This window comes from Blautia obeum ATCC 29174 (assembly GCF_025147765.1).
Taxonomy (GTDB): Bacteria; Bacillota; Clostridia; order Lachnospirales; family Lachnospiraceae; genus Blautia_A; species Blautia_A obeum.
The window spans coordinates 1947697-1961431 of record NZ_CP102265.1; the positions used below are offsets into that span (position 1 = coordinate 1947697).

14 protein-coding genes are annotated in these 13735 nt (G+C 42.1%); all 14 read right to left on the reverse strand.

What is annotated here, in order from left to right; translation table 11 throughout:
- Positions 1-77 precede the first annotated feature (77 nt).
- A complete protein-coding gene (gene rpsA, locus NQ503_RS09340; protein WP_005424543.1) occupies positions 78-1157 on the reverse strand; it encodes a 30S ribosomal protein S1 in 1080 nt (359 codons plus the stop codon).
- Positions 1138-2004 carry a 4-hydroxy-3-methylbut-2-enyl diphosphate reductase gene (ispH, locus tag NQ503_RS09345; protein ID WP_005424541.1) on the reverse strand — a complete coding sequence of 289 codons (867 nt, stop codon included), beginning with the start codon at positions 2002-2004 and terminating at the stop codon, positions 1138-1140. Before ispH ends, rpsA begins: the two co-directional genes overlap by 20 nt.
- Positions 1994-2683, reverse strand: coding sequence for a (d)CMP kinase (gene cmk, locus NQ503_RS09350; RefSeq protein ID WP_005424534.1), 690 nt, complete (start codon positions 2681-2683; stop codon positions 1994-1996). Before cmk ends, ispH begins: the two co-directional genes overlap by 11 nt.
- Positions 2683-3936, reverse strand: coding sequence for a BaiN/RdsA family NAD(P)/FAD-dependent oxidoreductase (locus NQ503_RS09355; RefSeq protein ID WP_022389291.1), 1254 nt, complete (start codon positions 3934-3936; stop codon positions 2683-2685). The genes cmk and NQ503_RS09355 overlap by 1 nt, the downstream gene beginning before the upstream one ends.
- A 58-nt stretch (positions 3937-3994) precedes the next feature.
- Positions 3995-5407 carry an oxaloacetate decarboxylase subunit alpha gene (locus NQ503_RS09360; protein ID WP_005424528.1) on the reverse strand — a complete coding sequence of 471 codons (1413 nt, stop codon included), beginning with the start codon at positions 5405-5407 and terminating at the stop codon, positions 3995-3997.
- 50 nt (positions 5408-5457) lie between these two features.
- Positions 5458-6606 carry a sodium ion-translocating decarboxylase subunit beta gene (locus NQ503_RS09365; protein WP_005424527.1) on the reverse strand — a complete coding sequence of 383 codons (1149 nt, stop codon included), beginning with the start codon at positions 6604-6606 and terminating at the stop codon, positions 5458-5460.
- Positions 6607-6622: 16 nt separating this feature from the next.
- A complete protein-coding gene (locus NQ503_RS09370; protein ID WP_005424526.1) occupies positions 6623-6991 on the reverse strand; it encodes a biotin/lipoyl-containing protein in 369 nt (122 codons plus the stop codon).
- Positions 6992-7013: 22 nt separating this feature from the next.
- Positions 7014-7760: an OadG family transporter subunit gene (locus tag NQ503_RS09375; protein ID WP_259892452.1), complete on the reverse strand. Its 747-nt coding sequence runs from the start codon at positions 7758-7760 to the stop codon at positions 7014-7016.
- Positions 7761-7773: 13 nt separating this feature from the next.
- Positions 7774-9210: an acyl-CoA carboxylase subunit beta gene (locus tag NQ503_RS09380; protein ID WP_005424523.1), complete on the reverse strand. Its 1437-nt coding sequence runs from the start codon at positions 9208-9210 to the stop codon at positions 7774-7776.
- 235 nt (positions 9211-9445) lie between these two features.
- Positions 9446-10639: a D-alanyl-D-alanine carboxypeptidase family protein gene (locus tag NQ503_RS09385; RefSeq protein WP_055065384.1), complete on the reverse strand. Its 1194-nt coding sequence runs from the start codon at positions 10637-10639 to the stop codon at positions 9446-9448.
- 58 nt (positions 10640-10697) lie between these two features.
- Positions 10698-11492, reverse strand: a complete 795-nt coding sequence (locus NQ503_RS09390) for a zinc dependent phospholipase C family protein (RefSeq protein ID WP_005424521.1) — start codon at positions 11490-11492, stop codon at positions 10698-10700.
- Between the two features lie 18 nt (positions 11493-11510).
- On the reverse strand, positions 11511-12080 hold the full coding sequence (gene scpB, locus NQ503_RS09395; protein ID WP_005424520.1) for an SMC-Scp complex subunit ScpB: 570 nt from the start codon (positions 12078-12080) through the stop codon (positions 11511-11513).
- 42 nt (positions 12081-12122) lie between these two features.
- A complete protein-coding gene (locus tag NQ503_RS09400) occupies positions 12123-12908 on the reverse strand; it encodes a segregation and condensation protein A (protein ID WP_005424519.1) in 786 nt (261 codons plus the stop codon).
- A 2-nt stretch (positions 12909-12910) separates the two neighbouring features.
- Entirely contained in the window at positions 12911-13729 is an 819-nt protein-coding gene (locus tag NQ503_RS09405) for a metallophosphoesterase (protein ID WP_005424518.1), read from the reverse strand.
- Positions 13730-13735 lie beyond the last annotated feature (6 nt).

A 13735-nucleotide genomic window follows, 5' to 3' on the forward strand; every position in this document is an offset into this window, starting at 1 on the left:
GAGATAGATAGGTTTAAAACATATTAGAGCAAAAAAAGACCTGACAGTTTAATGCCAGGTCTTTTAATATTCTGAAATTATTCTTCTGTAGCTTCTTCAGCTGCCGGAGCTTCCAGAGCTTTCATGCTAAGGCTGATCTTCTTGTCATCTCCGTTGAAATCAACAACTTTAGCCTGAATTTCCTGTCCGATAGAAAGTACATCAGATGGTTTAGCAACGTGCTCTTTGGAAATCTGGGATACATGAAGAAGTGCATCAATTCCAGGTGCAAGTTCAACAAAAGCACCAAAATCTGTCATACGTGCAACTTTACCAGTTACTACGTTACCTACAGCAAAATCTTCTGCTGCAGAAAGCCATGGATTCTCTTCTGGGAATTTCATGGAAAGAGCAATCTTATCTCCATTGATCTCTTTGATCAGAACTCTAACTTCATCACCTACATTGAAGACCTTTTTCGGGTTTTCAACTCTGCCCCAAGACATCTCGGAGATATGAAGAAGTCCATCCGCTCCACCAAGATCGATGAAAGCACCAAAATCTGTAACATTTTTAACGGTACCTGTTACAGTATCGCCAACATGGATTTTCTCCATAAGTTCTTTCTGTTTCTCTGCTTTTTCAGCAAGAAGAAGCTGTTTACGGTTACCAATGATACGTCTTCTTCTTGGATTGAATTCAGTGATAACAAATTCGATTTCTTTATCTGCATATTTTGAAAGATCTTTTTCGTATGTGTCGGAAACAAGGCTTGCAGGAATAAATACTCTAGCCTCTTCTACATTTACACAAAGACCACCGTCAAGTACCTGTGTTACAGGAGCTTTCAGCACTTCCTGAGATTCGAAAGCAGCCTCCAGACGTTTGTTGCCTTTTTCTGCAGCAAGTCTCTTGTAAGTCAGGATAACCTGTCCTTCACCGTCATTGACTTTCAGTACTTTTGCTTCCATGCTGTCGCCAACATGAACTGCATCTGTGAGTACAAGTGAAGCATCATTGGAATATTCACTCTTAGTGATAATACCGTCTGCTTTATAACCGATATTCAGGATGATCTCATCATCTTTTACATCAATGACTGTACCCTGTACGATCTCTCCATTTCTGATTGTTTTTACGGAATCCTCCAGCATCTGTTCAAAACTCAATTCTGACATGTTCTTGAACCTCCTCAATAATTTTCTTTGGGGTGGATGCCCCTGCTGTGATACCTACATAACTACTGTGATGGAACATTTCAGAATCCAAGTCTACAGGTGTTTGTATATAGTAAGTATTTCCACATTCCTCTTTGCATATTTCAAACAGCTTTTGAGTATTGGAACTATGTCTGCCGCCAATGACAAGCATAGTGTCTACCTCTCCGGCTATGTTTTGCGCTTCTTTCTGCCGTTCTTCAGTAGCATTACAAATAGTGTTTAAAATATCGCCCATATTTAAAACACTATTATCATACCTCTTTTTGCAGAGAATTTCAACTAATTCTTTAAATTTGTTGTAATTAAATGTCGTCTGTGATACAACGCATATATCTTTTCCATTCGGTGGTGTAAACTGTTCAGTATCTTTTCTGCCCTTCAAAACAGTGTAAGAACCCTGACACCAGCCGCAGATTCCTTTGACTTCAGGATGATCAGGATCGCCAAAAATAACAACGTGTTTTCCTGCATGACTCTGTTTTTCTACAATGCGGTGTATTTTCAGCACGAAAGGACAGGTGACATCTACATAGTTCAGATGATTCTCTTTTAATTCCTGATAGATTGCCTTACCAACACCGTGGGAACGAATGACAACAGTTCCTTCTGTAAGAGATGCCAGGTCTTTTTCTTCAATTACCTGTACTCCTTTGGCAGCAAGATCAGTAACCACTTCTTCGTTATGGATGATCGGCCCCAATGTATAAATAGGATGAGTGCCTTCTTCAATCAACTGATAAACTTTATCTACTGCACGTTTTACACCAAAGCAGAATCCGGCGGTTTCGGCAACTTTAACTTTCATGAGAAGCTCCTTCTTCTGTTCTGGCTCTGAAGATTTCAAGAATACGGTCAACGACCTGTTCTATCGTAAGATCAGAAGAATCCACAAGTACTGCATCTTCGGCCTGTCGAAGAGGGGAAATTTCACGATTCATATCACGCTGGTCACGCTCTTCAATATCCTTCTGGATATTATCCAGATCACAGACAGTACCTTTTTCCTGAAGTTCCAGATAACGTCTTTTGGCGCGGGTAAGAGAACTTGCAGTAAGGTAGATTTTTACATCGGCATCAGGAAGGATTGTTGTGCCAATATCACGCCCATCCATAACTACACTCATATCTTTTGCAAGTTTGCGCTGAAGACTGAGCAGTTTTTCGCGGACACGCGGCACGGCAGAACTTACAGACGCCATATTTCCAACCTCTTCTGTGCGAAGATAGGCATTTACATTTTCTCCATTCAAAAGGACAATCTGTTCACCGTTCTGATATTCAATAGAGATTTCAGCATTCTGGCAAACTTCGCCGATCTGTTCTGTGTTGGTTCGGTCTACATTTTTATGGAGAAGGTAAAGTGCCATGGCACGATACATTGCTCCTGTATCGACATAAATAAATGATAATTCTTTGGCTACACGTCTTGCGATCGTGCTTTTACCGGCACCCGCCGGTCCATCAATTGCAATATTGTAGATCATTATATATCCTCCTCTTTATTCCGACATACATCTGTTGCTGCGAGATATGCGGTTGACCATGCAATCTGAAGATTGTATCCACCGGTCACAGCATCAAGGTCGAGTACTTCTCCAATAAAATACAGATTTTTTATAAGTTTTGATTCCATGCTTCCGGGTTGGATATCTTTTACGGATACACCACCCCGGGTAATAACTGCTTCAGAAAAACCGCCAAGTCCTGTAATGGTAAATGGAAAGGCCTTTACCAGAGAACCGAATGCAAGACGGGACTCTCGTGAAATATCATGAATGATTTTATCGCCCGAAATCGGTCCGATGCCGATAATCACAGGAGTCAGCGAAGATGGAAAAAGCACACCAATCACATTTTTGAACTGTTTATTCTGAGCAGCGGAAAATTCCCGGAGAATGCGATCATCCAACTGTTCGTGGGATAAAGCAGGTTTGAGGTCAAGAAAGGCGTTCAGTTCTTCTCCCTTCTGGAGAAACTTTCCTATTTTGGCACTGGCAGACAAAACCAGGGGGCCGGTGATACCAAAATGAGTGAACATCATTTCACCAAAATCCTGATAAACAGTTTTTTTGCCTCGTTTAATCGTCAGTTCTACATTTCGCAGAGAGAGTCCCTTCATGAGAGGAATGTAATCTTCTCTGGTTGTAAGTGGAACGAGAGACGGAATACATTCGGTGACTTTATGGCCTGTTTCGGTAGCAAAGCGATATCCATCTCCGGTAGAACCGGTTGTCGGATAAGACAGTCCTCCGGTAGCAACGATTACAGAATCAGAGGTGTATACAGTATGATCTTTTAACTTTACACCGCTTGCTATACCATTTTCTGTTAGAATTTCTAAAACCTCACAATGAAGCCGAATCTGTACATGATATTTTTTCATCAGTCTTTCAAGACCATGAATGATATCAGAGGAGTGGTCTGATACTGGAAAAACACGGTTGCCACGCTCTGTCTTAAGTGGAACACCGGCTTCTTCCAGCAGATGCATCATATCCTGACTCGTGAAAGAATAAAATGCACTGTAAAGAAATTTTGGATTGCTCATAACTGCCTGAAGAAGTTCTTCCGGATCACAGTTATTTGTAACATTACAGCGTCCCTTGCCTGTAATATATACTTTCTTTCCGAGTTTTTCATTCTTTTCGAATAATAAGACTTCACAACCATTTCGTGCTGCAATGACAGAAGCAAGCATTCCCGCAGCTCCGCCACCGACAATAATCACTTTGTTCATAGGTTCCCTTTCTGCAAAGCAGGCCCGCCAGATAATCTGACAGGCCTGCACCTTTGTTTTATACCGGATATGCTCCGTTCTTTGTATCTGCTGCTTTTTCGTCTACTTTTTTCTCCTGTGCCTGACGGTATTTGAAGAAATCAGTAGCTACCTGAGGGAACAGTGCATAGGACAGAACGTCCTCATCCTGCTCTTTGTATGGAGCAACTTCTTTTTCAAGTTTGTCCATTTCGTTTTCAAGCAGGTCTGCTGGACGACAGGTGATCGGTTTAGCATCGCCGATACACTTCTTCTGTACTTCCTGGTTGAAAGGTTTTACAGTTGCACCGTATTTTCCTAACAGGATATCTTTTGTTTCTTTTGTAACCATCTTGTATCTTTCGCCCATAAGAACATTGAATACAGCCTGTGTACCAACAATCTGGGAAGATGGTGTAACGAGCGGCGGCTCACCGAGGTCTTTACGAACCTTCGGAACTTCTTCAAGAACATCGTAGAACTTATCTTCTGCGTGCTGTTCTTTCAGCTGAGATGTCAGGTTGGAAAGCATTCCGCCTGGTACCTGATACAGAAGAGTCTTGATGTTAACACCAAGGTTCTTAGGATTAAGAAGTCCGCTGTCAAGAGCTTCGTCACGGATCGGACGGAAGTAATCAGCAATCTCAGCCAGGAGTTTCTGATCAAATCCAGTATCATATGGTGTGCCTTTGAAGGTTTCTACCATAACCTCTGTTGCCGGCTGGGAAGTTCCCAGAGCAAATGGAGACATTGCAGTATCAATAATATCAACACCTGCTTCTACTGCTTTCAGGTATGTCATAGAAGCAACACCGGAAGTATAGTGAGTATGGAGGTCGATCGGAATGCTGACAGCATCTTTCAGTGCTCCAACAAGCTCAGTTGCTTTATATGGAAGAAGCAGACCGGCCATATCTTTGATACAGATGGAATCTGCACCCATCTCTTCGATACGTTTTGCAATATTTACCCAGTACTCAAGAGTGTATGCATCACCTAATGTGTAAGAAAGAGCAACCTGTGCATGTGCTTTTTCTTTGTTGGCAGCTTTTACTGCTGTCTGAAGGTTACGCATATCGTTAAGGCAGTCAAAAATACGGATAATGTCGATTCCGTTAGCAGCAGATTTCTGTACGAAGTATTCTACTACGTCATCTGCGTATGGACGATATCCAAGGATATTCTGTCCACGGAACAGCATCTGAAGTTTTGTGTTTTTGAAACCGTCACGTAATTTACGGAGTCTTTCCCATGGGTCTTCTTTCAGGAAACGAAGGGAAGCATCGAAAGTAGCTCCACCCCAGCACTCTACTGCGTGGTAGCCGACTTTGTCCATTTTATCAACGATCGGGAGCATCTGTTCTGTGGTAAGTCTTGTTGCAATCAGAGACTGATGAGCATCACGGAGAACAGTTTCCACGATTTTTACAGGTTTTTTTTCTAATTCAGCCATATTAATTCTCCTTGTATTTTTTATAAGGAAGTTCGATTCACCAGGTGAAATTAAACTCCGAAGATAGCCATGAATGTTCCAGCTGCAACGGCTGTTCCGATTACACCGGCTACGTTAGGTCCCATTGCATGCATCAGCAGGAAGTTTGTAGGATCTGCTTCTGCACCGACCTTCTGGGAAACTCGCGCTGCCATAGGAACGGCAGATACACCTGCGGAACCGATCAGAGGATTGATCTTTCCACCGGAGAGTTTGCACATCAGTTTACCAAGCATACATCCGCCGAATGTACCGAATGCAAATGCGACAAGTCCGAGAACAACGATTTTCAGAGTATCAACATTAAGGAATGCTTCTGCACTTGTAGAAGCACCTACAGATGTACCAAGCAGGATAACTACGATGTACATCAGGGCATTGGATGCAGTTTCTGTCAGCTGTTTAACGACACCTGATTCACGGAACAGGTTACCGAGCATCAGCATACCTACCAGCGGAGCTGTTGTAGGAAGAAGTAAGCATACAACGATTGTGATAACGATCGGGAAAAGAATCTTTTCCAGTTTACTTACCGGACGAAGCTGATCCATTTTGATCTTACGTTCTTTTTCAGTCGTACAGAGTTTCATGATTGGCGGCTGAATGATCGGAACCAGAGACATATAGGAATATGCCGCCACTGCAATCGGTCCCATTAAAGTAGTCTGTCCAAGTTTTCCAGCGAGGAAAATAGAGGTAGGGCCATCTGCTCCACCGATGATGGAAATGGCTGCTGCTGCTTTTCCGTTGAATCCAAGAAAGATTGCAAGGAAATATGCAACATAGATACCAAGCTGTGCAGCTGCTCCAAGAAGGAAACTCTTCGGATTGGCAATCAGCGGACCAAAGTCTGTCATCGCACCAACGCCCATGAAGATCAGGGATGGAAGAATACTCCATTCATCAAGCAGATAGAAGTAATGCAGAAGACCACCAACACCGTTGGACATGTCTTCCGGATTTGCCATAATGTCCGGGTAGATATTTACCAGAAGCATACCAAAAGCAATCGGAACCAGAAGAAGCGGTTCAAATCCTTTTTTGATAGCAAGGAATAAGAATACACACGCCACCGCGATCATCAGATAGTTTCCCCATGTAAGATTAAAGAATGCTGTCTGATGGATCAGGTTGGACAAGGTTTCTGTTACATAAGACATTTGATTACCTCCCGTCCTAGTTCATTGTAGCCAGAGTATCTCCGTTTTCTACGGATGCGCCTTCGGATGTATCGATGCTGGCTACTGTACCATCCTGCGGAGCAACTACCGGGATCTCCATTTTCATGGATTCCAGGATAATGATGTTGTCACCGGCTTTTACTGCCTGTCCTACAGAAGCAACAACTTTGAGAACCTTACCTGGTACAGAAGCGCTAACTTTAACAGCGCCTGCGCCTGCTGCCGGAGCTGCTGCTTTTGGAGCTGCTGCCGGAGCCGCTTTCGGAGCTGCAACCGGTGCTGCTGTTGGAGCGGAAACGCTTCCTGTTTCTTCTACAGTAACTTCATATGCTGTTCCGTTTACAGTGATTGTATAACTTTTCATTTTAAATCCTCCTAATGGTCAATTACCTTTTTTTACGATTGATTTTGCGGATGGAACGAACAACAAATCCGTCTGTTGAAGTTCCTTCGGATGCTGCGATAGCTGCTGCGATTACAGCAATCAGCTCGGAATTGTCAGCTTCCTGTACAGGAGCTGCGGCAACCGGAGCCGGTGTCGGTGCAAAAGCTGCTTCTTCTGCTGCTTTTTTCTTTGCTTTTGCTTCCTGTGCTCCGGAACCAGGAATGAACTGGAACAGAGAGATCAGGAAGATCAGCATGATAAGAATTACGAATACAGTTCCGAGTCCCATTATAGTATTCAGTGCTGCATTTTTCATGGTTGTAGCAAAGGAATATTTCACATCTACTGACAGCGAAGTCGGAGTAAGATTTTTGTCGAATACATAAATGAATTCAGCATCTTCTTTTTCGAATTCAACAGGTACAGTTGCTGTATATTCATCATTGGAATATTCAATTTCAGCAGATCCGGCTTTTTTCAGATCACCGAGTTCTTCTCTTGCACTATCCCATGCTGTCATGGCATTTTCAGTGAAAGCATCTCCGGATTCCATATATGCTGCAATCTCATCTTCTGTCAGCGGAATGATCGTATTGGTCAGCCCTTCGGCAGTTGTTTCGATCGTTGTCTTTGTCTGCTCATCAATTTCACCGTCTGCCAAAACCAGTGATGCACCGGAGAATGTAATAGATGCGGCGCATACAATTGCTGTAAAGACGGAGGAAGCTTTTTTTAACATCTGATTCATATGCTCACCTCACTTAGACTGTGCCATGTTTTTTGGATGGACGGTCTTCTCTCTTTGTGAAAAGCATTTCAAAAGCTCCGATTACATATTTACGTGTATCAGCTGGAGCAATCACAGTATCAACATATCCTCTTGCTGCTGCGGATTCTACATTGGACTGGAGTTCTCTGTATACAGCTGCTTTTTCATTAAGAACTGCAGCTTCTTCACCAGGATACATGATCTTGGCTGCAAGAGAGGCATCCATCATACCGATTTCTGCATTATCCCATGCGTATACAAGATCCGCACCTACGGATTTGCTGTTCATTGCAACGTAAGCAGTTCCATATGCTTTACCGATTACAACGTTTACCTTCGGAACAGTTGCATCTGCAAATGCATGGATCATTTCTCCAACTGCTTTGGCAATCATTTTTTCACTGCAGAGAGTTGCTTTGAATCCGGTTACATTGGTAAGTGTCAGAACCGGGATATCGAATGCGTCACAGAATTTAACGAAGCCAGCTGCTTTTCTTGCACCTCTTGCAGAAATAGTACCATCGAATTCTTCAGCTTTATTTCCCTCAGCATCATATACTTCTGTTCTGTTGGCTACAGCACCGACAGTAGCTCCGTTCAGACGCAGGAAACCAGTCACAATATCTTTGCCGTAATCTTTCTTTGTTTCGAAGAAAATGCCGTTGTCAGCGATTCTGGAAAGTGCGATGGATGTATCGCCTGCACATGCTGTGATATCGTCACAGGTGCGGTTCAGATCATCTGTACATTCTACGAAGGAATCATTATCTTCAAAATTAGAAGGAAGAAGTCCGATCAACTGACGGATCTGTCCAAGAATTTCTTCTTCGGAGCCTGTTCCGTCTACAAGACCTGTTTCCTCGCTCTGGAATGCAGCAGCTGATGTATCGCATTTTTCTGTGTAATTGCCATCCAGTGCATTCGGGCTGTTTACGAACATTTTGCCTTTTTGGGATTCAATAAATGTGAAATCTGTCAGAGCCGGAATAATTGCCATTCCACCACCGCATGTACCGAATACAGCTGTAATCTGTGGAATCATTCCGGAAGCCAGTGTCTGTTTCAGATAGATGGATCCAAATGCTTCAAGAGCATCAGTAGCCTCCTGAAGACGCATACCTGCACAGTCAACAAGACCGATCACAGGAGCTCCAGTCTTCATTGCAAGGTCATACAGAGCGGTAATCTTTCTGGCATGCATTTCACCAACAGTTCCGTTTAATACGGAAGCATCCTGGCTGTATACATATACAAGATTTCCGTCGATCACACCATATCCGGTGATAACACCGTCTGAAGGCGCTTTTGTTTCAGTTAAATTGAAATCTGTGGATCTGGCTGTTACGCTTTTTCCGATTTCAACAAAACTGTTTGCGTCAAGCAAAGAAGTGATTCTTGTGCCTGCTAAGCTTTGTGTTGCATTACTCATTCTTTCTTGCCCTCCATTTTATAAAATTTTAAATATAACCAAAATTTTAGCCGATTGTAATTGTAACCTGTTTTCAATATTTTTTCAATAGATTTCCTGTTTTTTTGTTAAAAGTTTAACTCCCATGTCGTTTTTTTTACAGTAGGGTTCTGATATGTCGATATGTTATTGGAATATTACAGAGTAATTTCCTAAAACGCAAAAACTTCTCCCGCAACAGGAGAAGTCAGGTCTGTTAATGAAAAAAATTCTTAAATACAAGCTCTGCGCAATGGGTGAATGTATTTTTCTGAATGTTTTCTGTTGCCAATATTGGACAGGAAAAAAAATTGTTATCATTAAGAAGATAAATGATCTGTCCAATCTGTTCGCCTCTTCTGACAGGAGCACTTAGATGTTCTTTTAAACGGATCTGATATTGCAGCCGGTCATCTGAGCCAATCAGAATCTGTCTGTTTTTTTCGTTATCCGAAACAGAAATCTGACCTCCTGTATATACAGAACTTCCTGCACCGAAATCATTCAGAATACCATTTTCAACGGGAATATAGGAAAGCTCCGGCTCTTGCCAGAAACTCCGGTATTCATAGTTGCTGTTTCCATAATTAAGAAGTTCCAAAGTATCATGCCATTTGTAGTTTTTATGGTCAGGCCAGCCGGCACCAAGAAGGGCAATGATAAAAGTTTTGTTATCTTTCTGACAGGCACAAACATAACAATATCCGGCATCACCGGTATATCCGGTTTTCCCGGCAAGTACACCGTCCGTCATATGAAGTAGTGCATTAGTGTTATGGACCGAAAAGTGTCGTTTTTTACTTAAATCAGAAAAAGAATACTCTTCTGTCTGTGTAATCTTCAGAAAGACATCATTGTGGATTGCATAACGCATGATCAGAGCCAGATCTTCTGCAGTTGTGTGATGTGTTCCACCAGAATTTTCTGCATCCAGTCCATTCGGAGTGACAAAGTGTGTGTTTTTACATCCGATTTCTTTTGCCTTTGCATTCATCATAGCTGAAAAATTATCTACAGATCCACCGATACATTCAGCAATCGCAACGGCAGAATCATTATGACTCTGCAACATCAGGGAATAAAGAAGGTCTTCCAGATAATATTGTTCTCCGATTGAAAGACCAAGGCGTACTTCCGGTTGACTGACAGCATTTGCAGAAACTTTGACATAGTCATCGCCCTTTCCGTTTTCAAGAGCAAGAATGCAGGTCATTACTTTGGTAGTGCTCGCGTTCGGACGAGGCGTATTACCTGATTTCTGATAGAGAACTCGTCCGGAATCACCATCCATCAATACTGCTGACAATGCATAAAGATTACCGGGAGACTTTTCTGATGCAAATACAGACCAACCGGGTGTCAGTAAAATTATGATCAATGAAAAGATAAAAATATTTTGTCTGCTATTCATAGTCCCTCCTTAATTCATATAGAACTATTTTATGCAGACAGAAAAGCAATCATTCCGATCATCCATTGTATGTCAGAAACCATCTTTCTGACAGAGGAAATTCTTTTTTTGACAATTGGAATAATTCCGTCAGTTCCTGAGGTGCCTGTGCCAGAGCATGATCGTATAATCCGTGAAGTGTGTGTACAGGCACTGCACTTCCTGGAACCGGGTCTTTTTCCATAAAATATTCCATCATTTCAGAAGAAAGTTTTTTTCCAGCAACTCGTGACAGGAACATCAGGAATTTTTTCCGGCGTCCATGATTATCGTATACAAGGCAGTTGGTAATCAGTTTTATCAACCTTAGAGAAGACATTATTTCCTTCGTCCGTATTCTGGGAATAGCTCTGTGAATCACTCGTGCATACGTAACGCGGGGAACAATGCCACAGGCCGGGTAATAATGATATGGATCTTTGTGAGTTTCAAGCATCAGCGTTCTGTCAAATTCTTTTTCAAGCAGGGTATGTGAGATGACATTGCGTTCAGCCATCTCGTAAACGAATGGATGACAGGCACTGTCAAGAAGATAGTGACATCCAAATCCGAGCAGATAAGCAAGTAATTTTTCGTCATGAGTTGTTCTTACGAGTGTCATTCCTCTTTCAAAGAATGGTGCTGCACATTCTCTGTGCATGGCGATACCGGTTTCCGTAACTTTAGGTTTTAGCATATCATAGAAGAGAATATCCGGTCCATGAAGACCAATTCGATATAGGTTTGTATTTCTGCGAATCACTTTCTGAATTTCGGCAGGAAGTTTTGCATATATTTTTTTACCAAACAGATCATGTGCATAAGTAGTTGGCATCCGGGGCACCTCACTTTCCTAAATATCTAGCTTCAACTGAATCTCCTCTTCAGCTTCTGCTTTAAAATCTTCCAGACGCACCGGATCAACAGAAGGCAGCTCTTCGAGGCCCTGAACACCAAAGCATCGGAGAAATTCTTCTGTTGTTCCAAAAAGAATCGGGCGACCCGGAGCGTCCAAACGTCCCAGCTCTCTGACAAGTTCATATTCTACTAATTTATTGATGGCGTGGTCACATTTGACGCCTCGAATTTTTTCGATTTCTGCTTTGGTTACCGGCTGTTTATATGCAATGATGGAAAGCGTTTCCAGCATAACATCTGTAAGTGCCGGCTTTTTGGGATGCATCGCAAGCCGGATAAGACATTCATAGTATTCTTTTTTGCTGCAAAGCTGATAAGACTGTTCCAGTTCAATGATCTGGATACCACGATCTTTTTTCTGGTATTTGTCCATCATATTTTGAATGATCTTACGAGTGGTTTCTTTATCCTGTTGAATAGCATCTGCAATCTGCGACAGTTCTACCGATTCACCCATTGTAAACAAAATTGCTTCAATTGCAGCTTCTAATTTTTTTATTTCCATATATAATTTCCTCAGGTTTTATATTTCGTTACGGAATTATCATTATTCATCTGCGAATTCTGTCAAATGTGTCCAGGTTTCCGGATCCTGTGTGACATCGACCTGAATATCATCAAACAGCTCGTCCTGTTGTACATGAATATAGCCCATTTTCATTAACTCCAGGATAGATAGAAAGGTTACGATAACCTGAACTCTGGATGACTGGCTGGTGAGTAGCTGACGAAAACTGAATTTCCGGTGTTCGGCTGCATAGCTTTTCATTGCCAGCATTTTGTCAGAAAGACTGACTTCTTCTTTTTCAATTGTTCCAAATTTGCTTCGGATCGGATCAATCTTTGACTCCTGCTTTTTCAGGATAGACTGATAGATATTGTTGAGTTTCTCCAGAGTCAGTCCGGCGAGAAGTTCTGCCGGATCAACCGGTTCACGATATTTCAATACTTCATCAGGAATGCTGGGGTTTTTATAAAAAACGCCGGCAGCATTATCCATGTAATCCTTCAGTTCATAGGACATGTATTTATACATTTTGTATTCCAGAAGTTTCTGTACAAGTTCCTCGCGGGGATCTTCTTCTTCGCCCTCTTCATTTACTTCTTTTGGAAGTAGCATCTTACATTTGATATCCAGAAGTGTGGCCGCCATGACCATGAATTCGCTCATTGTTCCCAAGTCTTCCTGCTCCATGGAATGCAGATATTCCATATACTGATCTGTGATCTCTACGATTGGAATATCGTAAATGTCTATTTTGTTTTTTTCAATCAGATGGAGAAGAAGGTCAAGAGGACCTTCGAATACATTAATTTTAACAGGTATTGCCATCTTCAGTGTTCCTTTACTGATTTTGTAGATTGGGGATACAGGTTTATAAGAACAAGTTCCCTTGGATTATGGATACGGACAGGAATGGTATGCTCGCCAAGACCGGCACTTACGATCATATGCTGCTTTCCTTTTTTAAATTCCCCACAACAGAATGGTGGAAAGAGCAGGTACTGAGGACAGGTGAGACCATGGTTTTGATCCAGACGCAAAACTCCTCCGTGATAATGCCCTGAAAGAATCAGATCAGCTCCCCAGGAAAAATAAGTATTTCCATATTTGGGATTATGTGCCAGTAATACATGAAATCCCGGTTGGGAAGGTGTACCGATCATCTCTTCCATTGCTGTCAGACTCAAAGCCGGTGAATTCGGTTTGTGATAATATTCGACTGGAAGTTCAAGTCCATGAAATACAAAATCATTTCCCTTCAACTGAACAGATGTATGTTCATTGTGAAGAAAACAAATGCCGGCAGATGTAAGCAGTTTTTCATAGTTTGAATAGAAAATCTCAGTCTCTGGATTGAGGAGCATTTTGTATTCGTGATTTCCAAGTGCATAAAAAACAGGAATCTGATCACAGATCCGGAGCAGCAGACTAGCTGCCGCTTCCAGAGTTTCTGTGTCTCTGCTTACAACCAGATCACCGCAGACCAGAACTGCATCAGGCTGACTGGAAATAATTGCTTTGTATAAAGTCTGGTGATTCTTTCCAAATACAAGGCCATGCAGATCTGCAAGAATGGCGAAAGTAACTTTTTGTTTGCCGGTAAGCCTGGTGCTGGAAATGTTATAAGTACTTATCTTAAAACTTTTCATTATACT

Excerpts from the sequence above, each read along its gene's own strand:
- cmk (WP_005424534.1), bottom strand. The coding sequence starts at position 2,683 with ATGATCTACAATATTGCAATTGATGGACCGGCGGGTGCCGGTAAAAGC.
- NQ503_RS09360 (WP_005424528.1), bottom strand. The coding sequence starts at position 5,407 with ATGGCTGAATTAGAAAAAAAACCTGTAAAAATCGTGGAAACTGTTCTC.
- NQ503_RS09365 (WP_005424527.1), bottom strand. The coding sequence starts at position 6,606 with ATGTCTTATGTAACAGAAACCTTGTCCAACCTGATCCATCAGACAGCA.
- ispH (WP_005424541.1), bottom strand. The coding sequence starts at position 2,004 with ATGAAAGTTAAAGTTGCCGAAACCGCCGGATTCTGCTTTGGTGTAAAA.
- scpB (WP_005424520.1), bottom strand. The coding sequence starts at position 12,080 with ATGGAAATAAAAAAATTAGAAGCTGCAATTGAAGCAATTTTGTTTACA.
- NQ503_RS09375 (WP_259892452.1), bottom strand. The coding sequence starts at position 7,760 with ATGAATCAGATGTTAAAAAAAGCTTCCTCCGTCTTTACAGCAATTGTA.
- NQ503_RS09400 (WP_005424519.1), bottom strand. The coding sequence starts at position 12,908 with ATGGCAATACCTGTTAAAATTAATGTATTCGAAGGTCCTCTTGACCTT.
- NQ503_RS09370 (WP_005424526.1), bottom strand. The coding sequence starts at position 6,991 with ATGAAAAGTTATACAATCACTGTAAACGGAACAGCATATGAAGTTACT.
- NQ503_RS09390 (WP_005424521.1), bottom strand. The coding sequence starts at position 11,492 with ATGCCAACTACTTATGCACATGATCTGTTTGGTAAAAAAATATATGCA.
- NQ503_RS09355 (WP_022389291.1), bottom strand. The coding sequence starts at position 3,936 with ATGAACAAAGTGATTATTGTCGGTGGCGGAGCTGCGGGAATGCTTGCT.
- rpsA (WP_005424543.1), bottom strand. The coding sequence starts at position 1,157 with ATGTCAGAATTGAGTTTTGAACAGATGCTGGAGGATTCCGTAAAAACA.
- NQ503_RS09380 (WP_005424523.1), bottom strand. The coding sequence starts at position 9,210 with ATGAGTAATGCAACACAAAGCTTAGCAGGCACAAGAATCACTTCTTTG.
- NQ503_RS09405 (WP_005424518.1), bottom strand. The coding sequence starts at position 13,729 with ATGAAAAGTTTTAAGATAAGTACTTATAACATTTCCAGCACCAGGCTT.
- NQ503_RS09385 (WP_055065384.1), bottom strand. The coding sequence starts at position 10,639 with ATGAATAGCAGACAAAATATTTTTATCTTTTCATTGATCATAATTTTA.